A 25837-nucleotide genomic window follows, 5' to 3' on the forward strand; every position below is an offset into this window, starting at 1 on the left:
TCGGTTCCCGGGCTTTGCTCCGTTTTTTCCGGGTCGCCGGGTGAGCCCACCCGGCTTGAAAAACGCTTTAGCCGGCGTCGCCCCCGCCGCCGACCAGCTGGTTGAGCCGGTCGCCGCCGACATGATCGTCGAAGCGCACGCCGATGCGCCGGTCGGCCGACCAGCGCACGGTCGCGCCCATCATGCCCATCCCGTGCAGCGCGATCCGCACCGGCGTTTCCTCCCAGCCGCCCGGCAGGCTCAGCCCCTCGACCAGCGCGCCGCCATCGGAAATGTTGCGGATGATGACGTCGCTGGTGCGCCCGCCCAGCTCCATCCGCGCCCGGCGCAGCACCTTGTAGCGCATCGCCCGCGTCTTGAACCGGCTGACCACCTGGGCGATGCCGCCATCGCGGTCGAGCTGCACCCGCACCTGATCGGGGTGAGCGGGACGCCGAATGCAAAGCCCTGGATGTGCGAGCAGCCAAGGCTGCGGATCAGGTCGATCTCGTCGAGCATCTCGACACCCTCGGCCGTGGTGTCCATGCCCAGCGCATTGGCCAGCGTGACGATCGCCTGGATGATCGCGGGATTGCGCGATCCTTCGAGCGCCGCGCCGCGCACGAACGACTGGTCGATCTTGATCTTGTCGAACGGCGCCTTCTGCAGATAGCTCATCGACGAATAGCCGGTGCCGAAATCATCAAGCGCCAGCCGCACGCCCAGCTTTTTCAGCCGCGCGAACATCGCCGCGCTGCCGCTTTCATCGCCCAGAAACACGCTTTCGGTGATTTCCAGCTCCAGCCGGTCGCAGGCGATGCCCGAGCGGGCGATGGCGTTCATCACCAGAGCGGGCAGTTCGGGATTGGCGAACTGGATCGGTGAGACATTGACCGCGATCCGCACATTGGCGGGCCACCCGGCCGCCGCCTCGGTCGCGCGCCGCAGCACCCATTCGCCGAGCGGCTCGATCAGCCCCGATTCCTCGGCGATCGGAATGAACACGGCGGGCGAAATCGGCCCCAGTTCGGGATGGGTCCAGCGCAGCAGCGCTTCATAGCCGACGATGCGGCGGTCTTCGGTGCCGACAATCGGCTGATAGACGAGGTTGAGCTGGTTCTGCGTCAGCGCGTCACGCAGATCGTCTTCCAGCCTTTTGCGGTGGCGCGCCTCGGCCAGCATCTTGTCGGCGAAGAAACGGTGGACGCCGCGCCCGCCGGCCTTGGCGGCATAGAGCGCCAGATCGGCATTGCGCACCAGCGTTTCGGCATCGACGCCGTCGGCAGGCGCGATCGCGATGCCGATCGAACAGCCGATCGTCACGCTGGTGTCGGCGATGTAATAGGGCTGGGACAGCGACTGGATGATCTCGTTGGCGAGCGCGCCGATCGCGTGCCGGTCGTCGGTGCCGGACATGACGATCTGAAATTCGTCCCCGCCCAGCCGGCCGACGACAGCGGTGTCGCGCACGCACTGCAGCAGCCGCGAGGCAACCTGCTTCAGCAGCTCGTCGCCCGCCGGATGGCCGAGCGTGTCGTTGACCGCCTTGAACCGGTCGAGGTCCATCAGGAACAGGGTCGTCGGCCGGTAGGTGGCGGCCGACTGGCTGAGCTTTTGCTGCAGGACGAGCTGCATGCGCTGGCGGTTGGCGAGGCCGGTCAGCGCGTCGAACAGCGCCAGCCGGGTGATTTCCGCCTCCGCACGGCGTTTCTCGGTCAGGTCGCTGCCATGGCCGATAAAGCCGAGCGGATGGCCGAGCCGGTCGAGGATCGGCCGGCCCGAAATCGACCAGTGATGATCGGGCGACTGGGCGCTGCACACCGGCAGGTCGCTGAACGCGGTGCGCGACGACAGATGAAAGGCCAGCGTGCGGCCGCCCGCATCCTCCCCCTCGGCGGTTTCGAACAGCGCGGTCAGCGGCATGCCGATCACGCTGTCGCCCGGCGCGCACAACAGCCGCGCGACCTTGTCGGAGATGTAGCGCAGCCGGCCATGCTCATCGGCTTCCCAGAACCAGCCGGCGCTCTGCTGCTCGAACTCGCGCACCAGCCGCTCGGCGAAATCGCCGCGCAGCCGCCCTTCCTCGTCCAGCGGGGCCTGGTTGCTGCCCGGCTGGCGCTTGCGCCCCGTCACGCGCTGGGATGAGGAAAAGAACATGGGAAACGGACTAGGCTGTGCTGGTAAATGATCGCTTAGGCCCGCTGGTTAACGCCTGCCCGATCCGGTCCGATCCGGTGCGAACATGGCCGTCCGGTCAGCGGCCGAACAGCAGCCAGGGTTTGACCCGGCCGGTCGGGCGCGGGGTCCCGTCCAGCCGCTCGGCCTTCAGGATCAGGACCGGTTTCAGGATCATCTGGCCGCGCATCGCATCGCGCCCGCCGCCGGTGGGCAGGGCAAGGATTTTCCTGACCGTGTCCATCCCCGCGACCACCCGGCCGAATGCGGCATAGCCGGGATAGCCGGGCCGGGCGTCGAGCGCGGGATTCGGCCCGACCCCCAGGGTGAAATTGCCGCGCGCGCTGTTCGGATCGGTGCCGTGCGCCATCGAGATCGCGCCATCGACATGGCGGATACCGGTCCTGGTCGTCGGTTCAATCGGGATGGCGGTGAGCGCGCGGCGATGGTCTGTGTCGATCCCGCCCTGGATGAAGCCGAAGCGCGGGTTACTGCGCCGGCGCGAGGCGCGGTAGAAGCTCGTCCCCTCCAGCCGCCCGTCATCGACATAGGCAAGAAAGTTCGCTGCCGTCACCGGTGCCCGCCGCGTGTCGAGCGCCACGGTGATCGGCCCGAGCGACGTGACCAGCCGCACGCGCACAACCGCGGGTTCGGCGGCCGGGCGGGGCCGGGGCGGGGTGGCCGTCCGGGCGGGGGCAAGCGTCGCGCCAAGCAGGGCAGCCGCGGCCAATGCCAGCACCGGCATCGCACGCCATCCGGCGCGGCCGGTGGACAGGCGGGGCAGGGCAGGGCGCGCAGGGATGGGCATCGCCGGCGTCGATAATCGAGCCGGGCGACGAAGGCGAGCCACCCGCGCGCGCCACCCGGTTGCATTATTCGAACAAGACGGGCCGTGGCGGTAAACCGGCGATTGGCGACGAATGCGACGGCTCCCGGCTTGCAAAGTTCAAGGCGCTGCCGCATCGACCGCGCGGACGCCTTGAATTCACACATTAAGGGCAGCTGCGTTTTGATCGACCCACTCTTTCTTCTCGGCCTTGGCCTGGCCATGCTGCTGTGCGTCGGCGCTGTCATTGGCTATTACACGGTGTTCCGGCCTTGGCAGCGGCGGCGGCTGGAGCGCGAACATCATCGCAACAAGCGCCGCTGATCCCGCGCGCAGGGCGGGGTGCGACGCGCCGGGGCGGCCAAAGCCCGGCTTTATCCGCACCAGCCCCGGCTTGCTTGAAAAGTCGCGGCTGAGCGACGAAAGCGGCGCGGCCATGACCGGATTTCTGCGCCCATGAGGGCCTTGCTCTCGCCCCCCGCCCGCATCCTGATCGCCCTTGTCGCCGGGCTTTTGCTCGGCGTCGCCGCCGCGCGGTCCGGCGTTGCCGGCCTGCCCGTGCTGCTGACGCTGGGGGAGACGGTCGGCGGGCTGTGGCTCGATTCGCTGCGCATGACCATCGTGCCGCTGCTCGTTGCGCTGCTCGTCACCGGCATTGCCGCCAATGCCGAGGCGGCGCGCGCCGGCGGCATCGCCGCGCGGGCGGTGATCGCCTTTGCCATGCTGCTCGTCTGTTCGGCAACGCTCGCCGCGCTGATGATCCCGGCGCTGCTCAGCCTGTTTCCGCTGTCGGCAGAGGCTGCGGCGGCGCTGCGCACTGCGCTGGGGCAGGTTGCGCCTGCGCCCACCGATACGCCCGGGATCGCCAGCTTCCTGCGCTCGGTCGTGCCGACCAATCCGGTCGCGGCGGCGGCCAATGATGCGATCCTGCCGCTCATCCTGTTTACCGCCGTGTTCGGTTTTGCCGTCACCCGGCTGCCCGATGCGCCGCGCCGGCTGCTGACCGATTTCTTCGCCGCCGTGGTCGAGGCGATGCTGATCATCATCAACTGGGTGCTGTGGCTGGCCCCGGCCGGGGTGCTGGCGCTGGCCTTTGTCGTCGGCGCACGCGCGGGGCTGGGGGCGTTCGGTGCGCTCATTCATTATGTGCTGATCGTCTCCAGCGTCGGGGTGGTGATCTGGCTGGCCGGGTTCCTGATCGGGACGCTGGGCGGGCGGGTGACGCTGGCCCGTTTCGCCCGCGCCGCCGCGCCGTCCCAGGCGGTCGCGATCAGCACGCAAAGCTCGCTCGCTAGCCTGCCATCGATGCTGCGCGGTGCCGAGACGCTGGGCATCCCGGTCAGCGCCGCTGGGGTCGTGCTGCCGCTCGCCGTCGCGATCTTCCGCGCGACCGGCCCGGCGATGAACCTGGCGGTTGCGCTCTATGTCGCGCACTGGGCCGGCATCACGCTCGGCCCGGCGCCGATTGCCGCCGGAATCGCGACCGCATCGATCACCACGCTGGGGGCGGTGAGCCTGCCCGGGCAGGTCAGCTTCGTCACCTCGATCGCGCCGATCTGCGCGGCGATGGGCGTCCCGGTCGAGCTGCTGGGCATATTGATCGCGGTCGAGACGATCCCCGACATCTTCCGCACGCTTGGCAATGTCAGCATGGATCTGGGCGTGACGGCCACGGTCGCGCGCGGCGCGCCGCGTGCGGCGGTCGACGCGGCGCTTGACGAGCTGGTCGATCCGCACCCGGCCGCGCGCTGAACCCGCCGCCCGCGCGGCGCGATGACAGAATGATTACAGTTGTAGTCGGTCGACGCTGATCGGTCGTTCGTCCGCTGAATCGGGGCTTTGCCGATGGCCGGCCGCATCCGGTCGAAGCGTCGCTGCGGCGGCGATCCGCCTTTGTTACCAAGGCAATGCGCGGCGGGCCCCGATGAGCTCCCCGGCCCCTGACGGGCCCGTCGCCACCCCTTCGGGGCGGCCTGTTTTCCCCCTTTTTCGGGCCGCACCGGTTCCCCGATCCGTTGTTCAGAAGGATATGTGCGATGCGTGTGTTGAAGAGCGCCATGCTGGCCTGCGCCGCCGCCGGCCTGACCCTTGTCCCGACCCTGTCGCCGGCCTTTGCCGCCGCAATCGAAGTCGCGCCTGTCGGTGATGGCCGGTCGGTTGATGTCGCCTATGGCGATCTCGATCTGTCGACCGCCAAGGATCAGGCGCGGCTTGCCCGCCGCATCGACCGCGCGGTCGAACAGGTGTGCGGCGCGGTGGCGCGTGCGCCGCTGGCCCAGCGGCAGGCGATCAGCGCCTGCCAGCAGGACGCCATCACCGCCGCTGGCCTTGAGGTGAAGAACGCCGTCGCCCGCGCCGAAGGCCGGGTGCGCGTCGCGGCGAACTGACCGGCCACGAGAGTCCCGCATTGCGGCCGGTGCGTCGCTGGCCGGCCGCAACCCTGAACGCCCCGGTGCCCTGCACCGGGGCGCTTTTTTGCGGCCTGCCGTTTTCAGGTGTCAGCGGCCGGTCATCGCCTTGGCTGCGTCCAGATAGGTGCGGCCGATCCGCACCTCCTCGCCCTCGCCCAGATCGGCCCACCACACGCCGCCGCCGTCATGGCGCAGCGCCTTGATGCGGTCGCGGCGGACGATGGTCGAGCGGTGCAGGCGGATGAAGCGCGCCGGATCGAGCCGTTCTTCAAGTGTGCTGATCGTCTGGTGGAGCAGATAGCTGCGCTGGCCGACATGCAGCCGCATATAGTCGCGCTCGGCCTGGATGCGGTCGATATCGGCGGCGGCGATGCGGATCAGCTCGGCACGGTGGGGCACCCAGAATTCGTCGACATAGCCGCCCGTGCCGCCGGTTCCGGGCGCCGGCTGGGCTCCCCGCCGCGCGATCACCCGCTCGAACGCGCGGCTCAGCCGGTCGGGCGCAACGGGCTTCAGCAGATAGTCGAGCGCTGCCAGATCGAACGCCTCGACCGCAAAGCTGTCGAACGCGGTGACGAAGATCACCGCCGGGCGGTGCGGCCGCCCGGCGAGCGCGCGGGCGACGTCCATCCCGTCCAGTTCGGGCATCGAAATGTCGAGCAGCACCACTTCGGGCTCGAGCCCCTCGACCAGCCGCAATGCGGCGGCCCCGTCCGATGCCGTGCCGACCAGATCGATCATCGGTTCACGCGCGCACAGCAACTGCAGCCGCTCGATCGCCAGCGGCTCGTCATCGACGATCAGCGTCCGGACGGGCCGGGTGTCGGCCTGCTTAGGATCGTCCATTGTCATACACCTCGGGCAGGCAGAGAGTGACGCGGAAGCCGCCTTCGGGCGGCGCTTCGGTGGTCAGCCCGGCGGCGGCACCGAACCGGGCCTGCAACCGGTCGCGGACATTGGCCAGGCCGATGCCGGCACCGGCCGCCGCCTTGGCATCCGGTTTCGCGCCCGGCCCGTCATCGCTGACCTCGAGCCGGAGCACACCGGCGTCATGCGCGGCGCGGATGGTGATGGTGACCGGCCTGGTGCTGCGCGACACGCCATATTTGATCGCGTTTTCAACCAGCGGCTGCAGGATCAGCCCCGGCACACAGGCCCCGCGCAGCGCCGCTGGAATGTCGATCTCGGTCCGCAGCCGGTCGGGAAAGCGCACCGCCTCGATGTCGAGATAGAGGCGCTGCAGCCGCACTTCCTCTTCCAGCCGCACATCGTCCAGCGGATCGCCCGACAGGCTGGTGCGGTAGAAGGTCGATAGGTTCATGATCATCGCCTCCGCCTCCGTCGCGCGCCCGGTGATGACGAGCGAGGACAGCGAGTTCAGCGTGTTGAACAGGAAATGCGGATTGACCTGATAGCGCAGCGCGCGGATCTCCGCCTCCTGCGCGGCCTGGGCGAAGGCGGCGATCCGCCGTTCGGCGTCGCGCACGTCATTGGCATAGGAAATCGCCAGATAGAGCGTCGCCCAGGCGGCGATGAAGAAATAACGCGACACTGCGGTTTCCGCGACGCTGCGGAACAGCCGCGGCTTTTCGGCGATTTCCTTCAGGATGTTGGGATCGCTGAACAGCGCCTCGGGCTTGTAGAGCGTGAACAGATAGGCGTTGACCAGCCCGATCAGCATCGCCGCCGGCACCGCGCAGGCAAAGGCGACCGCGATGCGGGTGCCGAACGGCCGGCGGTCGAAGCGGCGCAGCACCAGATAGAGCAGGAAGGTGATGACGATGCCGACCGCCGTCACCATCATCCGCCGTTCGGCCATCTCGCCCTGATTGGGCCAGCCCTGGATCCAGGCCTGGAGCGAGACGATCGCGACGTAGAACAGCCAGAAGCCGAGGATGGAATAGATCGCAACCTCATGGCCGACGCCGCGCCTGGCGCCGAGAGAAGAGCCGTGCATCCGGCCTGTCTAGCGCCGGCATCGCGGCAGGGCGAGGGGCAGGGCGGCGCTGGTCGAAGGGGCAGACGCGTTGATCGAAGCGGAACCGCGCCGTTGCCCGCACAGCGCCCTTCACACCCGCCCGCGCAACCACCGCCGCCACGCACGGCCCGCGCCGGGCTGCCGGCCAGGGTGATTCGATCCGCCGCCTGCGCCATGACACCGGGGGAAGAAGACGCCCGCATCGATGCCGGCGTCGACCAGTCGATGGACGCATCCGATCCGCCCGCGACATCGGCCCCCGGCGCGCGCCGCGACCCCACCCCGCCGCCCGGAAATGGCGGCTGACGCAGCGTCCGCCAGTCTCGTCGGCGGGGCGATGCTGCACTGCCGGAAAAGAAGTTTTCTTGCCCAATGCGGCGATTGGTCGAAATCCTGTTGCACTGCAAAAAACTATTTGCTTCGATTCTGTCCGGAAGGGGCGGTTAACGGGCGATCAACCTCGATGCCCGCAAGATCGCCCCCGACAGCAAGGTCGGAGAAGACAATGGGGCATAGGGTCGGGCCTGCCGCAGGTGCGCTGGCGCTGGTGGAAATGAAAGAGTTCGCCAGCTTCCCCTCGCGCACGCAGCGTTACATCCGCCGCTCGCTCGACATCGGGCTGGAGCGGGACGATGCGATCAACCTGTGGTCGCGCGATGTGGTCGAGGCGGCCAGCATCAAGGCGCAGATGCGCGTCTATGAACGGCTGCCGGGGCTGAGGGCGATGGTGCCCGACGACAGCGGGCTGGACGCGATCGAGCCGTTCATGACGCCTCTGGTCACGGTCAGCGCCTTTGATCTGGGGCAGGACAGGCTGGCCAGCTTTTCGGCCTATCGGTTTCTGTATGAACGGCTGATCGGCCCGTCGGTGCGGCCCTGGCTGCCCAGCGCCTTCTGCGCGGCGGCGGCACTGCCGCATCTGCATCCCGACAAGCGCCGCCGGCTGCTTCAGTCGATCAGCGAAGCGGCGGCAACCGCGCCGGGCTGGTCCAGCCGCTCGCCGGCTTTCTTCCCGCAATGGGTGGAAAAGATCGACACCTCGGCCGCCCGCCACTGACCTGCGGCGTGGCCTGCCGCCTCAGCCGCTGCGGTCCGCCGCAGTGGCATAGGGCATGATCAGCCGCCCGTCGGGTGCGGCGGTCAGCGTCGTCTGGGTCGGGTAGGCAAACTCCAGCCCGTCGCTGCGAAAGCGCGCCAGGATCGCCATGCCCAGTGCGTGGCGCGCGGCGACGAAGGTTTCGAAATCGTCCGACTCGACGTCGAACTCCAGCTCGAAATCGAGCGAGCTGGCGGCAAAGCCGACAAAGCCGGCGCGCACGAACTGATGCCCCAGCCCCTCGACCAGCGCGCGCAGCAGCGCGGGCAGGGCGGCGGCCTGTTGCGGATCGGTGTGATAGACGAGCGACAGCAGGAAACGCCCGCGCCGCCGCTCCAGCCGCGACATGTTGCGGATTTCCTTGTCCAGCAGCTGCTTGTTGGAAATCACCCGCTGCTCGCCGCTCACCGACCGCAGCCGCGTGGATTTGAGCCCGATGGCCTCGACGGTCGCCGATGTCTGGTCATAGGCGATCGCGTCGCCGCGCCGGAACGGGCGGTCGAACAGGATCGACAGCGCCGCGAACAGATCGGCGAAAATGCCCTGTGCGGCAAGGCCGATGGCGATGCCGCCAATCCCCAGCCCCGCGACCAGGCCGGTCACATTGACCCCGATATTGTCGAGGATGACGATGGTGGCGATGATGAACAGCGCCACCGTGACCAGCAGCCGGATGATGCCGAGCGCGCTGCCCAGCGCGTTGTGCTGGCCGGCCTCGGTCCGGTATTCGATCAGCCCGATGATGATTTCGCGCGCCCAGAGCGCCACCTGCAGGGTGGCGGCCACGACAAAGGCGATGCGCACCGGCTCGGCGATCACCGCCGGTGCGTCGGAATAATTGACCACCAGCCGCGCGGCGACCGCAAGGATGAACAGATTGCCGGTGCGGTTGACCGCGCGGCCGATGATGGCCGTCCAGCCCTGGCCGGTCGTGTCGCGCCGGCACAGCTGTGACCCGAGCCGGCGCAGCCCGAGCAGCACGCCCGCAAGCAGGGCGGCAGCGGCCAGCCCGAGCAGCAATCCGGCACCCTGGTCGCGGATCCAGGCGATCAACTGGTCGACAAGGGCCGTGAAGCGGGCGGACAGGCCCGCCCAGTCGGCATCGGGCGTGGTCGGCAAAAGCGGTTTCTCCTGACATGGTCATGGCCGGGCACAGGGGAATGGGACGGTCCCCGGTGCCGGTCCGTCGGGCAATGCCCGGCGCGCAGGATCGTTCCGCGTCCGGCCGTGGTCAAGACAATGCGGGCGTCGGTGGCTGGCGGGCGATGAAGCGGGTGGCAATGCCCAGAATGCGGTCGGCAGCCAGCACACAGGCCGAGCCGCCCCTGCGGAGGCAGGTGAAGGGAGCGATGTGCCGGTCGACGAAATGCGACGGCCCGGAATAGGCCATGGCCCATTGCGCGAACCGCCGGTCGCCAAGCGGGACGCGTAACAGGATATTGACTTCGCGGTGCCGCCGGTCGGCCAGGATGCGGGACATCAACGGCTCAAGCTGCTCCGACGCGCCTTCCAGTACCTGCGCGAAATGGCCCCCGGTATAGATCAGCGCGCCGGAAATGTCGGCCAGCCGGTTTGCCTGCGAAGCGGTTGCAACAATATTTGCAACCTCGCTGCGCGCATCAGCCAGCGCGATCTGCGATCGGCTCACATATATGATCGTCTCGAGCAAGATTTGTCTCACCTGGTCCGGTCTTGTCGGGCATGATCAACGGCCACCAACAAGCGCCGCAAACCTTGATGGGTAACAGTCAGGGCGCAGGAACATTTTCCGGGCGCGCCAGTTCAACCGGACAGTGCCAGAATAGCACATCGGCAAGGATTCAAGAAGCGATATCGCAGTCCGGTGAGCCCGGGGCGGCCAAGGCTCAGCTTTCGGTCTGGGCAAGCACGAGTTGAACGATCAGCTCACTCAGCCGCCGGGCGGCATCGTCGCGCGACAGCGGCCCGAAATCATCGACCAGAAACCCCCGGATCTGGCGATCGACATAGGTGGCTTCGCCCGAATAGGCGGTGTGCCAGCCGCCAAAGCCGCGGCTGTCGATCGTTTCGCGCAGGACCAGCCGGTGATGCTGGCCCTGGCGCATCGCGGGCAGCATGGCGATCACGCCGTCCAGCCCCGCCGGCGGTCCTTCGATCAGTTCGGCACAGTGCGCACCGGTTGAAATCCACGCCCCGGTCAGCTGTGCCGCCGATGTGCGGCCGATGCCGCCGCAGGGCACGAACGCCGGCCCGATCCGCGCGCCCGCAGTCGGCATCTTGCTGACGAGGATGATCCGCTCGAGCATGGCGTGGTTGCGTCGATCCAGTGAAGAGCCTCGGCTATAGCCGTCTCGATCAGCCCGCCAAGTTCGGGTTTCTACACTGTTTCGCCGGTTTCGATCGTCAGCGCCTCGATCACGATCCTGTCGCCCGCAACAGCGGCCGTGATGTCCGCAACCAGATGCCCGGGCAGTGCGAACTCCTGTTCGCCAAGCACGATGTCCGGTGCCGCGCCGCGATAGTGGAGCACATGCCGCGTCCCGGAAAATGTGATGCTGGCCCAGGGGGTTGCCTCAGATGACAGCAGGGTCCAGCCGGGCTGGAGCCGCGTCAGTGCGCGGGCGAGGGCGCGGTGCGGATCGGTCATTGCGGCTGATCCAGAAACGCCTCGATCCGCGCCGTCATGCGCGCGGTCGGCTCGCGGCCGCGGCGCATGTCGAACACCAGCCGGGGATCGTTCGCGACCGTGCGGCCGAACCGGGTCGGGGCCATTGTGTGGTCGCGCAGATATTTCTCGATTCGCCTGAGGATCATTGCGAAGACTCCGGATAGGGCATTGAATAGGCATTTCCCTATCCAGCGCTCATATTCCTATTTGTCTAGGTAGAATCCTAGGCATTCTGCTCCAGAATGGAGTGGATCGGGCGCGGGCCATGCGGCCGGCACGTCCCGCGCCGCATCAGGGCCGGCGATAGGCGTCCAGCACGGCGCGCAGTTCGGCAATGGCCGCGCGGCGGCGCGCGGGGTCCGCGATCCGGCCCAGATCGCGGCGCAGATTGACCGCAAGCTCGGCATAGTCGTTCTGCCAGCCGCGGCCGAGCAGTTCGGCGGTGTCGGCGCGCGGGCCGCCCCGGCGGACGGCCGGGCTGGCCGGGGTCAGCACCCAGGTCTCGCCCAGTGCCGGTGTCGCGACATCGGCAAAGTCCGCGCCCAGCGCCCCGGCCAGCGCCGCCAGCGCGTCTTTCTCGCCATGGGTCAGGAACAGCGTGCCCGTCACCGGCAGCCGCGCCCGCGCCCAGGCGATCAGCCCGTTCCGGTCGGCATGGGCCGAATAATCGTCGAGCTGCCGCACCGTCAGCCGCACCGCGACATCATGGCCCGAAATCCGCACCCGCCGTGCCCCGTCAAGGATCGTGCGCCCCAGCGTGCCGGTCGCCTGATAGCCGATGAACAGCAGCGTTGAGTCGCTGCGCGCCAGATTGTCGATCAGGTGATGGCGGATGCGCCCGCCCTCGCACATGCCCGACCCGGCGATGATGATCGCGCCCGACAGCCGTTCGAGCGCGCGCGACTGTTCGACCGTCTCGACATAATGAAAGGCGGGATGTTCAAAGACATGGGCATCCTCGACATCGTCCAGCCGTGCCGCATGGCGGGCAAAGACGCGGGTGATGCGCGTGGCGAGCGGCGAATCGATGAAGATCTGCGCCTGGGGCAGCCGGCCCCGGTTGATGAGGACGGCCAGATCGAGCAGCAGTTCCTGCGTGCGTTCAAGCGCAAAGCTGGGGATCAGCAGATTGCCGCCGCGCGCCCGCGCCGCCGTCACTTCGGCGGCCAGCCGGTCGCGGCGCTGGTCGGGGTCGAGCGGGTCGCGCGCCCGGTCGCCATAGGTTGATTCCATGATGACATGATCGATCCCCGAGGGCGCTTCCGGATCGGCGACCAGCGTTGCGCCGTCCGGCCCAAGATCGCCGGAAAACAGCAGCTTCATGCCGCGGTGATTGATCAGCACCGACGACGAACCCAGGATATGGCCGGCATTCCACAGCTCGGCCGTCACCCCTTCGACCGGGACGAACGGGGTGCGCAGCGCGACCGGCCGGAGCAGCGTCAGCGCGCGTTCGGCATCGTCGATCGCGTAGAGCGGCTCCACCGGCGGTTCGTCGGCCCGGTCCCGCCGCCGGTTGCGCCGCTCGGCATCCTGTTCGCTGATCCGCGCCGCGTCGCGCAGCAGATGTTCGAGCAGCTCGGCGGTTTCGGGCGTGCAATGGACCGCGCCGTGAAACCCCGCCGCCACCAGCCGGGGCAGCAGCCCCGAATGGTCGAGATGGGCATGGGTCAGGATCACCGCCTCGATCCGGCGCGGGGTGAAGGGAAAGGGCTCTGCGTTCAGCGTCTCGAGGCTGCGCGATCCCTGGAACAGCCCGCAGTCGATCAGCAGCCGGCGACCGCCAAGATCTAGTTCATAGCAGGACCCGGTCACCGTGCCGGCGGCACCGTGAAAAGCGATGGTGCTGGTCATGCGCCGAGACTGGACAGGGGCGGGCAGCCTGCCAAGCAAAAACGCCGCGCATCACGGCGCGGCGTTCTTGTCGTCCGGAGCGGGCGGTGCCGCCCGGATGGTGCAGGCGGGCCGCGACGGCCCGCCCGCCAACGGCTCAGCCGCTGTAATACATGTCGAACTCGACCGGGCTGGGGGTCATTTCCCAGCGCGCGACCTCAGACCGCTTCAGCTCGATATAGGCCTCGATCTGGTCGCGGCTGAACACATCGCCCTTGAGCAGGAAGTCCATGTCCGCCTCGAGCGAGTCGAGCGCCTCGCGCAGCGACCCGCACACGGTCGGCACATTGGCGAGCTCGGCCGGCGGCAGATCATAAAGGTTCTTGTCCATCGCATCGCCCGGATGGATGCGGTTCTGGATGCCGTCCAGACCCGCCATCAGCAGCGCTGCATAAGCGAGATAGGGGTTGGCGAGCGCATCGGGGAAGCGGAACTCGACGCGCTTGGCCTTGGCCCCTGCGCCATAGGGAATGCGGCACGAGGCCGAGCGGTTGCGGCTCGAATAGGCGAGCAGCACCGGCGCTTCGTAACCCGGCACCAGCCGCTTGTAGCTGTTGGTCGTCGGGTTGGTGAAGGCGTTGAGCGCCTTGGCATGCTTGATGACGCCGCCGATATAGTAAAGGCACATGTCCGACAGGCCGGCATAGCCGTTGCCGGCGAACAGCGGCTTGCCTTCCGCCCAGATCGACATGTGGGTGTGCATGCCCGAGCCATTATCTTCCTTGATCGGCTTGGGCATGAAGGTCGCGGTCTTGCCATAGGCATGGGCGACCTGATGGACGACATATTTGTAGACCTGCATCCGGTCGGCGGTTTCGACCAGCGTGCCGAAGGTCAGGCCCAGCTCGTGCTGCGCGGCGGCGACTTCATGGTGATGCTTGTCGCAGGGCAGGCCCATTTCGAGCATCGTCGACACCATCTCGGCGCGGATGTCGACCGCGCTGTCGACCGGCGCGACCGGGAAATAGCCGCCCTTGGCGCGCGGGCGGTGGCCCAGATTGCCGGCGTCATAGGCGCGGCCGGTGTTGGTCGGCAGCTCGATGTCGTCGATCCGGTAATAGCTGGTGTTGTAGCCGTTTTCGAAGCGGACATCGTCGAACATGAAGAACTCGGCCTCGGGGCCGACATAGATGGTGTCGCCGATGCCGGTCTGCTTCAGATAGGCCTCGGCGCGCTTGGCGGTCGAGCGCGGGTCGCGGGCATAAAGCTCGCCGGTCGACGGTTCGACCACGTCGCAGAACAGGATCAGCATCGGCGTGGCCGAGAAGGGATCGACATAGGCCGCGTCCAGATCCGGCTTCAGGATCATGTCGCTCTCGTTGATCGCCTTCCAGCCGGCGATCGACGAGCCGTCGAACATCAGGCCGTCGGTCAGCGCGTCCTCGTCCATCACCCCGGCGCACATCGACAGATGCTGCCACTTGCCGTTGGGATCGGTGAAGCGCAGATCGACCCACTCGATCTCCTCTTCCTTGATGCGCTTCAGAATATCGGCAGCGGTGGTCGGCATCAGTCTGTCCTTGGTCAGGCCCCGGGCCGGCATGGCCGGGGCGGGTGGAGGTTGGGGCGCCGGCGCCCCGGAAAAGGCGGCACCGGCGGCCGCCCCGAAGGATGCGTCCGCGCCTTACAGCGCGTCATTGTCCCGTTCGCCGGTGCGGATGCGCAGCGCGGTTTCGACCGGCAGGACGAAGATCTTGCCGTCGCCGATCCGGCCGGTCTTGGCGGCGTTGCTGATCGCCTCGACCACCCGTTCGGCCAGTTCGTCGGCAACGACGACCTCAAGCTTCACCTTGGGCAGGAAATCGACGACATATTCGGCGCCGCGATACAGCTCGGTATGGCCCTTCTGGCGGCCAAAGCCCTTGGCCTCGGTCACGGTGATGCCGGATACGCCGACCTCGTGCAGCGCCTCCTTCACCTCGTCGAGCTTGAAGGGTTTGATGATCGCTTCGATCTTCTTCACTGGCTGCTCATCCCCCGGGCGTGTGTCCGCCGCCTGACCCTGCATAAGCCCGCCGCCCGGCGAGTCGCAAGCAAGCGCCGCTGCAAATGCGAAATGTCCCGCCCGTCTGCCCATTTGCTGGGCAGGCGGGCGGCAAATGGCGCGCAAACAGGCAGTTTTGCGAAGGCGGCCGGGCGCAATCAGCGGGTGCCGACCGATCCGCCCGCGCGGGCCTGCTGCTGGCTGCGGGCATAATGCGCCTCGCCGGTCACATAGGCGCGCAGCGCCTCCGCCCCCGCCGGGTCGAGCACGGCGCGGAAGCTGACCATGCCGCGGTCGGTGAGCGCGCCGTCCAGCACCACCGACCGCCAGGCCGCCGCATCGCCCAGCAGGCCCGACCGGCGCAGATCGGGGGTCACCCCGCCGCCCACCGCGCCCGAGCCGTGGCAGACCGAGCAATAGCGCGCGAACAGCCGCTTGCCGGCCAGCACCGTGTCGGCCGATGCGGTCTGGGCGGGCGGATCAAAGGGCAGGTCGGCCGTCTCCACCGCCGGCAGCCGGGCCGTGCCGCCCAGCTTCAGCACGATGAGGCGCGGGATGCTCGGCACCTGATTGGCCGCCCCGCCGGCCGCGCCCGCGGTCAGCGGCCATGCGCCGCCCCGGCCGGTGGTGAACGCCACATATTGCGTGCCATCCAGCGTATAGGTCGCCGGGGCCGCCATCACCCCCGACTGGGTGGGCAGCGCCCAGAGCTGACGGCCGCTGTCGGCGGCATAAGCGCGCAGCTCGCCCAGCGCCGTGCCCTGGAACACCAGATTGCCCGCCGTCGCCAGCGTGCCGCCATTCCAGGGCGTCGGATAATCGACGCGCCAGCGCGCGCGCCGCGCCGCCGGGTCCCACGCCACAAGCGCGCCGCGCGTCGCGGCGATCGCTGCCTTGACCAATGCCGGGTCGCGCGGCAACCCGCCCTCGGTCAGGTTTGTGCCGGTGTTGAAGCCGAGCGGGCGCGGCTGATCGTCGCCGGGTAGCAGCGGCGGCAGATAGGCAAAGGCGATGTCGTTGACCGGCAGATAGACAAGCCCGGTGGCCGGGCTGAAGCTCATCGGCTGCCAGCTGTGCGCGCCGATCGGCGCGGGGACGGCGAGGAACGGCTTGCCGGTCCGGTAAAAGCGCGCCTCGGGCGCCTCGATCGGCCGCCAGGTCGCGGGATCATAGCCGGTCGCCCAGTTCACCTTGGTGAACATGTCCGCCGACAGCGGCCGCCCGCTGCGCCGGTCAAGGACGAAGAAAAAACCGTTTTTGGGCGCGTGATACAGAACCGGCCGCCCGTCCAGTTCGGCCAGGATGATCGGCTGGGTCGCCGTATAGTCCCAGGTCTCGCCCGGCGTTTCCTGATAATGCCACAGATATTCGCCGCTGTCGGGGCTGAGCGCCACGATCGACGACAGGAACAGATTGTCGCCTTCGCCGCCCGAGCGCAGGCCGTGGTTCCACGGATTGCCGTTGCCGACGCCGATATAAAGCTGGTCGAGGGCTGCGTCATAGACGATCGCATCCCACACCGTGCCGCCGCCGCCCGATTGCCGCCACTGGCCGCCGGCCGACCAGGTCGCCGCCGCATGGGTGCCGAGCGCCCGGTCCGAGGCCTCGCCGTCCGGCCGCCCATCGGGGTTGGGGACCGTGTAGAAGCGCCATTTTTTCGCGCCGGACGCCGCGTCATAGGCGGTGACATAGCCGCGCACGCCGAACTCGGCCCCGCCATTGCCGATCACCACCATGTCCTTCACGATCCGGGGGCGCCGGTGATCGTGTAGGGGCGGGCGGGATCGGTGGTCTGCACGCTCCACAGCAACCGCCCGCTCGCTGAATCGAGCGCGATCAGCCGCCCGTCGAGCGTGCCGACGAACACCCGCCCCTTCCACACCGCGACGCCGCGATTGACGACGTCGCAACAGGCGCGGACGGCGGTTTCGCCGGGAACCTTGGGATCATGCGTCCACAGCAGGCGCCCGGTGCGCGCGTCATAGGCGAACACCTTGGACCATGGGCCGGTCAGATACAGGACGCCGTCGACCATCACCGGCGTCGCTTCCTGGCCGCGCGCATCGGGCAGATCGGTCCACCAGGCGATGCCCAGCTGCGCGACATTGCCGGCGTTGATCGCATCGAGGGGCTGAACCGCCGCTCGTCCGATCCGCCGCCGACCGACGGCCAGTCCGCGCCATTGCCGCCCCTGGCCAGATAGGCGGCATCGACGCCGCTGCCGGGTTTTGCGCCGCCCGCCTTGCCGCCGCCCGGCGCGCCCGCCAGCGCATGGGGATTAGCCGCCGCAACGCCGACCATCAGCGCCGCCACCATCACTGCCCGCATCCATCCTCTCCTGCCTGGTGCCGCGATCGTGCGCCGCGGTCATCTGGCCGGGGAGAGTGCCGAGATCAGTTGTAAATCGCTACTTCTTTTTTGCGCCTTGCGGCACCGGGGGGTGTTTGCGTTGCGCCTTGCGGCGCAGGGGGTGTTTGTGCTGCGCCTTGCGGCGCAGGGCGGCACCAGCCCGCACCCCCACCCGGCCTCCCACATGATACTGCCGTTGGGAGGCCGGGTGGGGGAGCGGGCCGGTGCCGCGATCCAAACTAAAGACTCCCGCCTTGGCGTAAACGATCCAGCCTTACAGATAGGGCTGGTCGAGGCCCTTCGGGCTTTTCGTGAAAATCTCGCAGCCGGTTTCGGTGATGCCGATCGAATGTTCGAACTGCGCCGACAGCGACCGGTCGCGCGTCACCGCCGTCCAGCCATCGTCGAGCAGCTTGGTGTCGGGCCGGCCGATATTGATCATCGGCTCGATGGTGAAGAACATGCCCGGGCGCAGCTCCGGCCCGGTGCCGGGGCGGCCGACATGGACGACCTCGGGCGCGTCATGGAACAGCCGGCCCAGGCCATGGCCGCAGAAATCGCGCACCACGCCGTAACGATGCCCTTCGGCATGGCGCTGGATCGCGTGCGCGACATCGCCCAGCCGGTTGCCTGGCCGCGCCTGTTCGATGCCCAGCATCAGCGCCTCATAGGTCACGTCGACCAGCCGGCGCGCCTTGATCGGCACATCGCCGACCAAATACATGCGGCTGGTGTCGCCGTGCCAGCCATCCAGCAGCGGCGTCACATCGATGTTGACGATGTCGCCGTCCCTGAGCGTGCGGTCAGACGGGATGCCGTGGCACACGACATGGTTGATCGAGATGCAGCAGCTGTGCGCATAGCCGCGATAGCCGAGCGTGGCCGGCACCGCGCCGGCGCGCAGCATGTGCGCGCGGATCATGTCGTCAAGCGCCGCCGTCGTTACGCCGGGGACGACATGGGGGGTGATGTCGTCCAGAATCTCCGCGGCCAGCCGCCCGGCCCGGCGCATCCCCTCGAACCCGTCGGGGCCGTGCAGCCGGATGGCGTTGGTGCGGGCAAGGCTGGCGTCGCTGGCGTCGATATAGCTGGTCATCGCCGCGATATAGTCGCGAACGCTTGTCAATCCAACGCCATTGGATGAAGGAGCGGCCATGACCAGCGAACGCATCTGGACCGCCGGCCTCGTGATCATCGGCGATGAGATCCTGTCGGGCCGCACGCAGGACCGGAACATCGCCCAGATCGCCCTGTGGCTGAACCTGCAGGGCATCCGCCTCGCCGAGGTCCGGGTGGTGGGCGACACCGAATCGGCGATCGTCGAGGCGGTGAACGCGCTGCGCGCGCGCAACGACTATCTGTTCACCACCGGCGGCATCGGCCCCACGCATGACGACATCACCGTCGATGCGATCGCGGCGGCGGTGGGCGTGCCGGTGATCGTCCATCCGCGCGCCCGCGCGGTGCTTGAGGCCTATTATGCCAGCCGGGGCGGGCTGACCGAGGCGCGGCTGCGCATGGCGCGCGTGCCCGAGGGCGCGGACCTGATCGAAAACCGCATGTCGGGGCACCTGGCATACGCTGGGGCAATATCTTCATCATGGCCGGCGTGCCGCACATCACCGCGATGATGCTCGATGCGCTGTCGGGCACGCTCGAAGGCGGGCGGCCGCTCCTGTCGGCGACGCTTGGCTGCTGGGTCGCGGAAAGCGAGGTCGCCGACCTGCTCCGCCAGACCGAGGCCGCGCATGACGGCTGCCAGATCGGCTCCTATCCGTTTTTCCGCGAGGGGCGGGTGGGGGCGAACTTCGTCATCCGCTCGACCGATCAGGCGGCGCTCGACGCCTGCGCCGCCGATCTGGCCGCGCGGCTGGCCGAAACCGGGCGGGACAGCGTGGCCGGCGGGATCTGAGTTTCGCGCGGCACCGGCCCGCACCCCCACCCGGCCTTCCACATGATACTGCCGTTGGGAGGCCGGGTGGGGTGCGGGCCGGGGCCGCTCGTGCGGCGCAAGCCGCACCACAAACAACCCGGTGCCGTCCCCGCGCCGGGAGGCGCGCAAAAAACCAACGCCCTTCAGTCGCGTTAGCGCGGCAGTCGGCGGAGCAGCGCCAGCGCCAGCAGCGCAAAGCCCGCCGCGACCAGAAACGCCGCGCCTGACTGCCATGTCGGCGCGCCGGGGCGGGTCGTCTCCGCCATCACCCCGGTCAGGACGAGCGGCGCGATGATCGCGCCCAGGCCCAGCGCCATGCTGGCAATGCCCTGCACCTCGCCCTGCGTGTCCGGGGTCGCGCGGCGCGACAGCATCGCCATCAGGCTCGGCTGGACAAGCGACTGGCCGGCGATGAACGCCAGTGCGGCATAGGCCATCCAGCTTTCCGTGATGAAGGCATAGGCCACAAAGCCGCCAATCGCCGCAATCAGGCCCAGCGTTGCCGCGTCGCGCTCGCCCAGCCGGTGGACGGCGCGGCCGGTCAGCAGGGTCTGGCTGGCGGCGATGACGATGCCGACCGCAGCCAGGCTCAGCCCGATCATCGCGTTGGACCAGCCGAACCGGGCGATGCCGTAAAAGCTCCAGGTCAGCGGATAGACGAGGCTCGCGATTTGCCACAGCGTCAGCACGAACGCGGCATGGACCATGCCCGGCGCTGCCCGCGCGGCGGCCAGCGCGCCCAGCGGATTGGCCCGCCGCCAGTCGAACCGCCGCCGGTTGGCGCGGGCGAGCGTTTCGGGAAACACCGTCAGGCCGTAAAGCATGTTGAGCGCCGCCAGCGCCGAGGCGGCGTAGAAAGGCGCACGGTCGCTCAGCTGCCCCAGCAGCCCGCCGATCACCGGCCCGGCGATGAAGCCGACGCCGAAGGCTGCGCTCACCAGCCCGAACCGCCGCGCCCGCGCTTCGGGCGCGGTCAGATCGGCGATCGCCGCCTGCGCCGGGGCATAGGATCCGCCGAGCGCCCCTGACAGCAGCCGGCCGATCACGATCAGCATCAGGCTGTCGGCCAGCGCCAGCAGCAGATAATCGGCCGCCAGCCCCGCAAGCGCCACGATCAGCACCGGCCGCCGGCCGAACCGGTCGGACAGGTTGCCGAGCACGGGCGCGGCGAAAAATGTCGCGATGGCGATGGCCAGCCCCAGCCAGGCGGCGATGCGGATCGCCCCGGGCAGATCGACGCCGCCGACGCTCATCAACAGCCGCGGCAGCACCGGGATGATCAGCCCGAACCCGATCGCATCGATGAAGATCGTCACCAGCACGAACCGCACCGCATGCCCGTCGGCGGCAAGGCGCGGCGGCGCAGGGGCGGGGGAGGCGCTGGTCATGCCCCTGCCTAACCCGGCTTGGCTGGCGTGGGGAAGGGCGGGCGAAGGGGGTCAGTTGGGCACCCCGATCTTCAGTATCCCGGTTTGCCCAGGATGTTGCGCCTTCGGGTTGTTACGCCAGCAGAATTTCACGCTGACGGGAATCTTCCACTTTCGGGCAATTCGGTCGATTTCCTTCCACGCGTCGGCAGCCGACTGACCTTGAACCGAGATGCCGAGGTCAGTGTGATATTTGAAGCCCTCGGTCTCGTAGCGCTCGGCTCTCGCGGGAATTTGCAGCTGGCTTACCAGCCGCTCTCCTTCAAAGCCTTTTGCCTTCAAATGCGCGATCATTGTCAGGAGCAGGGACGACCAGCGCGGGCTCTGAATGGCTTCGCCATCTACCGAAGCCGCCAGCGGCTTGGTGAACGCAAGTCCGGGGGCGGAGGCAAACTGGATAACGCCTTCTGCCGTGGGGGGAGTTGAGACTTTGGTTGGTCGTCCCTCTCTATGCCGAGGCTTTCCATTGCCTCGTGGACGATGCGATCGATCGTTTCGCTGGGCGTCCTTGTGCCCAGCCAGGTTTTCAGCGTGCTCAGGCTCGCGAAAGTCGCGTCGTTCAATCTCACCACCGGCATCGGTCAGCCTCCCGTCACTCGATGATGATATGTTACATATTCTGACGATCTTTCCAATAGGATATGTAACATACACCTGCATTCAGGTGCGCCTGCGCCCCCCATCGCTGAACGGTTTTCGCGACGGTGGCGGTCATTGAGGCTGAAGAAGGGGGGGCGCTAGCCGGACCTCAGGACGCTTCACCTCAACAGTGCATCGATCCGTGAACGCGTTCTAAAGTCGGCCCAAGATCGGCAGGAGCCCTTACCCCGAGTTCGCAGCGCGCACTTCTCGGCCAAATCCTCGTGAGAGCGGACTGCATGCCCGTGTCGGCGAAGCTTTCCTGAACGGGCCGAGCGCATCGTCTCCGATTGCGTGCCGGTCGCGTGCAGCACCTCAGTGGCCCACGCATGCGATCCGTCTGATCGCGGACAAATCTCCGCGGCATTTCAGGATGTTGAGGGGCCTGGAGCGGGTAGCGGGAATCGAACCCGCGCGTTCAGCTTGGGAAGCTGACAGGCTACCATTACATCATACCCGCTCGAAGGGCGTATCCGGGGCGCGCCCGGCTGATGCGGCGGCTCAGATAGCGGGCGCTGGCCGGCACGGCAAGGGGCTGCGGAGGCCGCGCGCGCTTCTGGCAAGCGCAAGCTCGCGACTCGGCCCCGCCGGGGCACCAGCCGCGAATCGGGGAGTGGCCGGGCGACTGGCGCAAAACCGCCATTTGCGCACGATTCTGAGCGGCAATCATGCTGCGGCGCAATATTTGTCTACCGAAACGGTATTGAAATAAAATTGCAACATTGCTACATACTGGCCCACGCCGGCACTGCCGGTCGACGTTGCGGAGCGCCCACCCCCTTACGCCCGCAGCGTCCCTCCGGACCGCGCGATTGCGCGGACGGAATATCGCCCGAGCGCGGCCGCTGCCCTCTCTCTCCCCCTTGGCGGTGGCGGGCGCGCTCGGGCCAAAAACAAAGGAGACTGAACGATGAAGATGATTGCTGCGATCGCTGCCCTGCTGCTGGGTTTTGGCCTCACCGGCGCCGCCACCTCGGCCTTTGTGCCGCTGAGCGCCGCTGCGGCGTTCTGATCGGGCCTGCCTGATCCTCGGCACCTGATCCGGGGCGCCTGACCAAGCCCGCATCTGCGGCAAGACACGCGGTGGAGCCGGGCTTTCGCGCCCGGCTCCACGCCGTGCGTTCGGGTGGTCTGCGGCCCCGCCGCGCCTCCACCACCATGTTGGCCCTGCCGCGCGTCAACCCCTGATTGACGCCAATCGCCGATGGACGGGCCATGCCTTGCCCGCCTAAATGCGCGGCATGTCGACCACCTACACCCTCGATACCGCGACCAGCCGCGCCAACCCGACCCCGCAGCCGATGAAGCGGCTGACCGCGCCTGCCATCCGCGCGCGCAAAGGGGGCGAGCCGCTGGTGATGCTCACCGCCTATACGGTGCGCATGGCGCAGCTGCTCGATCCGCATTGCGACATGCTGCTGGTCGGCGACAGCCTGGGCCAGGTCGTCTACGGCCTGCCATCGACCCTTCCGGTCAGCCTTGACATGATGTGCGCGCACGGGGCCGCCGTGGTGCGCGGCAGCTATCATGCGATGGTCGTCGTCGACATGCCGTTTGGCAGCTATGAAACCTCGCCCGAACAGGCATTTGCCAGCGCCGCGCGGATCCTGAAGGAAAGCGGTGCCGCCGCCGTCAAGCTCGAGGGCGGGGAGGCGATGGCGGAAACGGTCGGCTTTCTCGTCCGGCGCGGCATTCCGGTGATGGGCCATGTCGGGCTGACGCCGCAGGCGGTGAACATGCTGGGCGGCCACCGCGTGCAGGGGCGGGACGAAGCGACCGCGCAGCGCGTTGTCGCCGATGCCCGCGCCATTGCCGATGCCGGGGCCTTTGCCGTCGTGGTCGAGGGCGTGGTCGAACCGATCGGCGTTGCCGTGACGCAGGCGATCGCCTGTCCGACGATCGGGATCGGCGCGTCGGCCGCCTGTGACGGGCAGGTGCTGGTTGCCGAGGACATGCTCGGCCTGTTCGAGCGCACGCCGCGCTTCGTGCGCCGCTATGCCGACATGGCGGCGCTGATCGACGGTGCCGCCGCCGAATATGCCCGCGATGTGCGCGCGCGCAGCTTTCCGGGCGATGCGGAGATCTATGCCCCCAAATGACGGGGCAGGGGGACGGTCCCGTTCCTCTGGCCCCTTTCTCCCAGACCCTTTCTCCCAGCCTCTTTCCCCGCGCGGCCGGCGCGGCTAAGACGGCGGCTGATTTCCCAACCGACGGAGAACTGGCTTGGCCCTTCCGCCGCAGAATAGCGACGCATTCATCCGCGAGGTCGACGAGGAGCTGCGCCGCGACCAGATTTTCGGTTTCTGGGCACGCTATGGGCGCACGGTGCTCGTCGTCATTCTGGTCGGGCTCGCCGTGTTTGCCGGCTTTCTTTACTGGCGTCACCATCAGGACCAGCAGGCCGGGCTGACCGGCGAAAAGCTGCAGGCTGCGGTCGACAAGCTGTCGGCCAACCGGTTCACCGATGCCAAGCCCGCGCTTGAGGAACTGACCCGCTCCGACCGCGCCGGTTACCGCGCCGCTGCGCGCCTGGCGCTGGGCGGTGTCGCGGCCCAGGCCGATGATGCGCGCACCGCCGCCGCCCGCTTTGCCGAAGTGGCGGGCGATGCCGGCCTGCCGCAGCCGCTGCGCGACCTCGCGCTCATCCGCCAGACGGCGGTCGAGTTCGATCAGCTGCCGCCGCAGACGGTGATCACCCGGCTGCAGCCGCTGGCGCAGAAGGGCAGCGCCTGGTTCGGCAGCGCGGGCGAAATGGTTGCCGCCGCGCATCTGAAGGCCGGACGGCCTGAGGCTGCCGGGCCGATCTTTGCCGCCATCGCCGCCGATCCGTCGGTGCCCGAGACGATCCGCACCCGCGCCGTCCAGATCGCCGCCCTGCTGGGCGTCGACAATCAGGGGCGCTGAACGATCCGCGCCCGCGCGTCGTTGTTCTGATCCCTCCGCCCTTTCGTCTCCGTTCCAGCCGAGTGCCTCCGCGATGATCCGCCCTTATTCCCGCCCCCTGATCCTTGCTCTTGCAGTCGCGCTGGCCGGGTGCGGCACGTTCAAGCAGGCCAAGCCCAAGACGCCGGTGATCGGCAACCGGGTGCCGATCCTGGTTTCCGAAACCAATGCCGATGTCGATCCCGGCCTGGCGGCGGTCGACGTGCTGCTGCCGGTGCAGATCGTCAATGACAGCTGGACGCAGGCCGGCGGCAATGCCGCCAAGTCGATGGGGCATCTGGGCCTGGGGGCTGAACCCAAGCAGGTGTGGGATGCGCGCGTCAATGCGGGCTACAAGAAAAGGTCGCGGCTGGCGGCGGCGCCGGTGGTGTCCGGCGGCCGGCTGTTCATCGTCGATGCGATGGCCCGGCTGCATGCGTTCAACGCCGACACCGGGGCCAAGCTGTGGACGGTGTTCGTTGGCGATGAAAAGGACTCGAAGGGGGGCGTCAGCTTCTGGAGCGGCGAGGCCACCGGGGTCAGCGGCGCGCTGTTCGGCGGCGGGGTGAGTGCCGAGGGCGACCGCGTCTATGCGACCAACGGGCTGGGCGATGTCGTCGCGTTGAGCGCCGCCGATGGCAGCATCATCTGGAAAAAGCGCCCGGGCGGGCCGCTGCGCGGTGCGCCGACGCTGTTTGCCGGCAATCTGTTCGTCGTCAGCCAGGACAATCAGCTGTTCGCGCTGCGCCAGAGCGACGGCAATGTCGAATGGACGGACAGCGCGACGCTGGAGGTGTCGGGCGTGTTCGGCGTCGCCGCACCCGCGGCGGGGCAGGGCACGGTGGTGGCCGGCTTCTCGTCGGGCGAGCTCGATGCCTTTCGCTACGAAAATGGCCGGCCGCTGTGGCAGGATGCGCTGTCGCGTACCAGCATCTCGACCTCGGTCGCCACGCTGTCGGACATCGACGCCCCGCCGGTCGTCGATCAGGGCCGGGTGATCGCCATTGGCGCGGGCGGGCGCATGGTGTCGCTCGACCTGTTCACCGGCCAGCGGCTGTGGGAAATCAACGCCGCCGGCATTTCGATGCCCTGGGTGGCGGGCGAATGGGCGTTCGTCGTGACCGAGGATGCCCGGCTGCTCGCGGTCGCGCGGTCGAACGGCCGGGTGCGCTGGGCGACGCAGCTCAGCCGCTATCGCAAGGAAAAGAAAAAGACCGGGGCGATTGGCTGGAAAGGCCCGGTGCTCGCCGGCGGGCGGCTGGTGCTGACCAACAGCCTGGGGCAGATCATTTCGGTCGACCCGACGAACGGCCAGATCCAGTCGGTCATCAAAAAGGCCGGCAAGGGCTTTTCGCTGGCCCCGGTGGTTGCCAACAACATGCTGTTCCTGGTCGACGACAAGGGGCGCCTGACCGCCTGGCGCTGACCAGCCGTGGCGCGCAAGGACCCGGTTCAGGCCGGGCCGCTGTCATTCCCGCCGGGTTCGGTCGCCGGCGCGACCGGCTCTGCCGGGGCAGGGCTGCCGGCATCGGCGGCGTCGGCGGGGGCGCCTGCGTCCCGGTCGTGTTGACGGCCGCC

At 68.3% G+C, this 25837-nt stretch carries 27 protein-coding genes, 1 tRNA gene and 1 pseudogene; 8 read left to right on the top strand and 21 right to left on the bottom strand.

What is annotated here, in order from left to right:
• Positions 1-67: 67 nt before the first annotated feature.
• The 4 genes from GVO57_RS14940 to GVO57_RS07685 all read right to left on the bottom strand — a co-directional run bounded on the left by GVO57_RS14940 (position 68) and on the right by GVO57_RS07685 (position 3418).
• A complete protein-coding gene (locus GVO57_RS14940) occupies positions 68-346 on the bottom strand; it encodes a PilZ domain-containing protein (RefSeq protein ID WP_233281284.1) in 279 nt (92 codons plus the stop codon).
• Positions 241-2112, bottom strand: a complete 1872-nt coding sequence (locus tag GVO57_RS07675) for a putative bifunctional diguanylate cyclase/phosphodiesterase (RefSeq protein WP_233281285.1) — start codon at positions 2110-2112, stop codon at positions 241-243. Before GVO57_RS07675 ends, GVO57_RS14940 begins: the two co-directional genes overlap by 106 nt.
• A 121-nt stretch (positions 2113-2233) precedes the next feature.
• On the bottom strand, positions 2234-2899 hold the full coding sequence (locus GVO57_RS07680; protein ID WP_160593894.1) for a peptidylprolyl isomerase: 666 nt from the start codon (positions 2897-2899) through the stop codon (positions 2234-2236).
• Positions 2900-3139: 240 nt separating this feature from the next.
• A complete protein-coding gene (locus GVO57_RS07685) occupies positions 3140-3418 on the bottom strand; it encodes a hypothetical protein (RefSeq protein ID WP_160592664.1) in 279 nt (92 codons plus the stop codon).
• A gap of 18 nt (positions 3419-3436) precedes the next feature.
• On the opposite strand from GVO57_RS07685, the gene GVO57_RS07690 reads away from it, so the two are divergent.
• Complete coding sequence (locus GVO57_RS07690; protein ID WP_160592665.1) at positions 3437-4732, top strand: dicarboxylate/amino acid:cation symporter; 1296 nt, start codon at positions 3437-3439, stop codon at positions 4730-4732.
• A 284-nt stretch (positions 4733-5016) separates the two neighbouring features.
• Positions 5017-5367, top strand: coding sequence for a UrcA family protein (locus tag GVO57_RS07695; protein ID WP_160592666.1), 351 nt, complete (start codon positions 5017-5019; stop codon positions 5365-5367).
• A 111-nt stretch (positions 5368-5478) separates the two neighbouring features.
• On the opposite strand, the gene GVO57_RS07700 is transcribed toward GVO57_RS07695, so the two are convergent.
• Both GVO57_RS07700 and GVO57_RS07705 read right to left on the bottom strand, forming a co-directional pair.
• Complete coding sequence (locus GVO57_RS07700; RefSeq protein ID WP_160592667.1) at positions 5479-6237, bottom strand: LytR/AlgR family response regulator transcription factor; 759 nt, start codon at positions 6235-6237, stop codon at positions 5479-5481.
• Positions 6224-7348: a sensor histidine kinase gene (locus tag GVO57_RS07705; RefSeq protein ID WP_160592668.1), complete on the bottom strand. Its 1125-nt coding sequence runs from the start codon at positions 7346-7348 to the stop codon at positions 6224-6226. Before GVO57_RS07705 ends, GVO57_RS07700 begins: the two co-directional genes overlap by 14 nt.
• A gap of 195 nt (positions 7349-7543) precedes the next feature.
• On the opposite strand from GVO57_RS07705, the gene GVO57_RS15265 reads away from it, so the two are divergent.
• The gene (locus GVO57_RS15265; protein ID WP_268830405.1) at positions 7544-7675 is read left to right on the top strand and encodes a hypothetical protein; all 132 of its coding nucleotides are present in this window, start codon (positions 7544-7546) and stop codon (positions 7673-7675) included.
• A gap of 199 nt (positions 7676-7874) precedes the next feature.
• A complete protein-coding gene (locus GVO57_RS07710) occupies positions 7875-8426 on the top strand; it encodes a hypothetical protein (RefSeq protein ID WP_160592669.1) in 552 nt (183 codons plus the stop codon).
• 21 nt (positions 8427-8447) lie between these two features.
• Here GVO57_RS07710 and GVO57_RS07715 read toward each other — a convergent pair whose 3' ends face one another.
• The 12 genes from GVO57_RS07715 to map form a co-directional block, all read right to left on the bottom strand.
• Positions 8448-9584: a mechanosensitive ion channel family protein gene (locus GVO57_RS07715; RefSeq protein WP_160592670.1), complete on the bottom strand. Its 1137-nt coding sequence runs from the start codon at positions 9582-9584 to the stop codon at positions 8448-8450.
• Positions 9585-9696: 112 nt separating this feature from the next.
• Positions 9697-10134, bottom strand: coding sequence for a BLUF domain-containing protein (locus GVO57_RS07720; RefSeq protein WP_160592671.1), 438 nt, complete (start codon positions 10132-10134; stop codon positions 9697-9699).
• A gap of 196 nt (positions 10135-10330) precedes the next feature.
• Positions 10331-10750 carry a BLUF domain-containing protein gene (locus GVO57_RS07725; RefSeq protein ID WP_160592672.1) on the bottom strand — a complete coding sequence of 140 codons (420 nt, stop codon included), beginning with the start codon at positions 10748-10750 and terminating at the stop codon, positions 10331-10333.
• A gap of 71 nt (positions 10751-10821) precedes the next feature.
• Entirely contained in the window at positions 10822-11091 is a 270-nt protein-coding gene (locus tag GVO57_RS07730) for a hypothetical protein (RefSeq protein WP_160592673.1), read from the bottom strand.
• Positions 11088-11258 (bottom strand): hypothetical protein, encoded by a 171-nt coding sequence (locus GVO57_RS14600; protein WP_201752604.1) that lies wholly within the window; start codon positions 11256-11258, stop codon positions 11088-11090. The genes GVO57_RS07730 and GVO57_RS14600 overlap by 4 nt, the downstream gene beginning before the upstream one ends.
• Before the next feature lie 145 nt (positions 11259-11403).
• Positions 11404-12966: an MBL fold metallo-hydrolase gene (locus tag GVO57_RS07735; RefSeq protein WP_160592674.1), complete on the bottom strand. Its 1563-nt coding sequence runs from the start codon at positions 12964-12966 to the stop codon at positions 11404-11406.
• Positions 12967-13102: 136 nt separating this feature from the next.
• Positions 13103-14515, bottom strand: a complete 1413-nt coding sequence (gene glnA, locus GVO57_RS07740; protein ID WP_160592675.1) for a type I glutamate--ammonia ligase — start codon at positions 14513-14515, stop codon at positions 13103-13105.
• 114 nt (positions 14516-14629) lie between these two features.
• On the bottom strand, positions 14630-14968 hold the full coding sequence (locus GVO57_RS07745) for a P-II family nitrogen regulator (protein WP_160592676.1): 339 nt from the start codon (positions 14966-14968) through the stop codon (positions 14630-14632).
• Positions 14969-15147: 179 nt separating this feature from the next.
• Positions 15148-16725: an outer membrane protein assembly factor BamB family protein gene (locus GVO57_RS07750; RefSeq protein ID WP_233281551.1), complete on the bottom strand. Its 1578-nt coding sequence runs from the start codon at positions 16723-16725 to the stop codon at positions 15148-15150.
• Between the two features lie 5 nt (positions 16726-16730).
• On the bottom strand, positions 16731-17141 hold the full coding sequence (locus tag GVO57_RS14945; RefSeq protein WP_456115034.1) for an outer membrane protein assembly factor BamB family protein: 411 nt from the start codon (positions 17139-17141) through the stop codon (positions 16731-16733).
• Positions 17024-17317, bottom strand: coding sequence for a hypothetical protein (locus GVO57_RS14950; protein ID WP_233281286.1), 294 nt, complete (start codon positions 17315-17317; stop codon positions 17024-17026). Before GVO57_RS14950 ends, GVO57_RS14945 begins: the two co-directional genes overlap by 118 nt.
• Positions 17318-17612: 295 nt before the next feature.
• Positions 17613-18434, bottom strand: coding sequence for a type I methionyl aminopeptidase (map, locus tag GVO57_RS07755; RefSeq protein ID WP_160593895.1), 822 nt, complete (start codon positions 18432-18434; stop codon positions 17613-17615).
• A gap of 58 nt (positions 18435-18492) precedes the next feature.
• Here map and GVO57_RS07760 point away from each other — a divergent pair.
• A pseudogene (locus GVO57_RS07760) lies at positions 18493-19250 on the top strand (competence/damage-inducible protein A).
• 173 nt (positions 19251-19423) lie between these two features.
• Here GVO57_RS07760 and GVO57_RS07765 read toward each other — a convergent pair.
• The 3 genes from GVO57_RS07765 to GVO57_RS07775 all read right to left on the bottom strand — a co-directional run bounded on the left by GVO57_RS07765 (position 19424) and on the right by GVO57_RS07775 (position 21797).
• Positions 19424-20659, bottom strand: coding sequence for an MFS transporter (locus tag GVO57_RS07765; RefSeq protein ID WP_160592677.1), 1236 nt, complete (start codon positions 20657-20659; stop codon positions 19424-19426).
• A 51-nt stretch (positions 20660-20710) separates the two neighbouring features.
• Entirely contained in the window at positions 20711-21358 is a 648-nt protein-coding gene (locus GVO57_RS15605) for a T4SS efffector SepA family protein (RefSeq protein WP_407695681.1), read from the bottom strand.
• A gap of 365 nt (positions 21359-21723) precedes the next feature.
• A tRNA-Gly gene (locus GVO57_RS07775) sits at positions 21724-21797 on the bottom strand.
• Between the two features lie 781 nt (positions 21798-22578).
• On the opposite strand from GVO57_RS07775, the gene panB reads away from it, so the two are divergent.
• From panB to GVO57_RS07790, 3 genes are all read left to right on the top strand, one after another.
• Entirely contained in the window at positions 22579-23436 is an 858-nt protein-coding gene (gene panB / locus GVO57_RS07780) for a 3-methyl-2-oxobutanoate hydroxymethyltransferase (protein ID WP_160593896.1), read from the top strand.
• A 124-nt stretch (positions 23437-23560) separates the two neighbouring features.
• A complete protein-coding gene (locus tag GVO57_RS07785) occupies positions 23561-24241 on the top strand; it encodes a tetratricopeptide repeat protein (RefSeq protein ID WP_160592678.1) in 681 nt (226 codons plus the stop codon).
• Positions 24242-24314: 73 nt separating this feature from the next.
• Positions 24315-25685 carry an outer membrane protein assembly factor BamB family protein gene (locus GVO57_RS07790; RefSeq protein ID WP_160592679.1) on the top strand — a complete coding sequence of 457 codons (1371 nt, stop codon included), beginning with the start codon at positions 24315-24317 and terminating at the stop codon, positions 25683-25685.
• Positions 25686-25837: the final 152 nt, after the last annotated feature.

Origin of the sequence: Sphingomonas changnyeongensis, from assembly GCF_009913435.1 — a bacterium.
GTDB classification, from domain to species: Bacteria; Pseudomonadota; Alphaproteobacteria; order Sphingomonadales; family Sphingomonadaceae; genus Sphingomonas_B; species Sphingomonas_B changnyeongensis.

Coding starts and splice junctions, on each gene's coding strand:
- GVO57_RS14940 (WP_233281284.1), bottom strand. CDS start 346: ATGCGCTACAAGGTGCTGCGCCGGGCGCGGATGGAGCTGGGCGGGCGC.
- GVO57_RS07680 (WP_160593894.1), bottom strand. CDS start 2,899: ATGCCGGTGCTGGCATTGGCCGCGGCTGCCCTGCTTGGCGCGACGCTT.
- GVO57_RS07685 (WP_160592664.1), bottom strand. CDS start 3,418: ATGGCCGCGCCGCTTTCGTCGCTCAGCCGCGACTTTTCAAGCAAGCCG.
- GVO57_RS07690 (WP_160592665.1), top strand. CDS start 3,437: ATGAGGGCCTTGCTCTCGCCCCCCGCCCGCATCCTGATCGCCCTTGTC.
- GVO57_RS07695 (WP_160592666.1), top strand. CDS start 5,017: ATGCGTGTGTTGAAGAGCGCCATGCTGGCCTGCGCCGCCGCCGGCCTG.
- GVO57_RS07700 (WP_160592667.1), bottom strand. CDS start 6,237: ATGGACGATCCTAAGCAGGCCGACACCCGGCCCGTCCGGACGCTGATC.
- GVO57_RS07705 (WP_160592668.1), bottom strand. CDS start 7,348: ATGCACGGCTCTTCTCTCGGCGCCAGGCGCGGCGTCGGCCATGAGGTT.
- GVO57_RS15265 (WP_268830405.1), top strand. CDS start 7,544: ATGACACCGGGGGAAGAAGACGCCCGCATCGATGCCGGCGTCGACCAG.
- GVO57_RS07710 (WP_160592669.1), top strand. CDS start 7,875: ATGGGGCATAGGGTCGGGCCTGCCGCAGGTGCGCTGGCGCTGGTGGAA.
- GVO57_RS07725 (WP_160592672.1), bottom strand. CDS start 10,750: ATGCTCGAGCGGATCATCCTCGTCAGCAAGATGCCGACTGCGGGCGCG.
- GVO57_RS07730 (WP_160592673.1), bottom strand. CDS start 11,091: ATGACCGATCCGCACCGCGCCCTCGCCCGCGCACTGACGCGGCTCCAG.
- GVO57_RS14600 (WP_201752604.1), bottom strand. CDS start 11,258: ATGATCCTCAGGCGAATCGAGAAATATCTGCGCGACCACACAATGGCC.
- GVO57_RS07735 (WP_160592674.1), bottom strand. CDS start 12,966: ATGACCAGCACCATCGCTTTTCACGGTGCCGCCGGCACGGTGACCGGG.
- glnA (WP_160592675.1), bottom strand. CDS start 14,515: ATGCCGACCACCGCTGCCGATATTCTGAAGCGCATCAAGGAAGAGGAG.
- GVO57_RS07750 (WP_233281551.1), bottom strand. CDS start 16,725: ATGGTGGTGATCGGCAATGGCGGGGCCGAGTTCGGCGTGCGCGGCTAT.
- GVO57_RS14950 (WP_233281286.1), bottom strand. CDS start 17,317: ATGCGGGCAGTGATGGTGGCGGCGCTGATGGTCGGCGTTGCGGCGGCT.
- map (WP_160593895.1), bottom strand. CDS start 18,434: ATGACCAGCTATATCGACGCCAGCGACGCCAGCCTTGCCCGCACCAAC.
- GVO57_RS07765 (WP_160592677.1), bottom strand. CDS start 20,659: ATGACCAGCGCCTCCCCCGCCCCTGCGCCGCCGCGCCTTGCCGCCGAC.
- GVO57_RS15605 (WP_407695681.1), bottom strand. CDS start 21,358: ATGCAGGTGTATGTTACATATCCTATTGGAAAGATCGTCAGAATATGT.
- panB (WP_160593896.1), top strand. CDS start 22,579: ATGTCGACCACCTACACCCTCGATACCGCGACCAGCCGCGCCAACCCG.
- GVO57_RS07790 (WP_160592679.1), top strand. CDS start 24,315: ATGATCCGCCCTTATTCCCGCCCCCTGATCCTTGCTCTTGCAGTCGCG.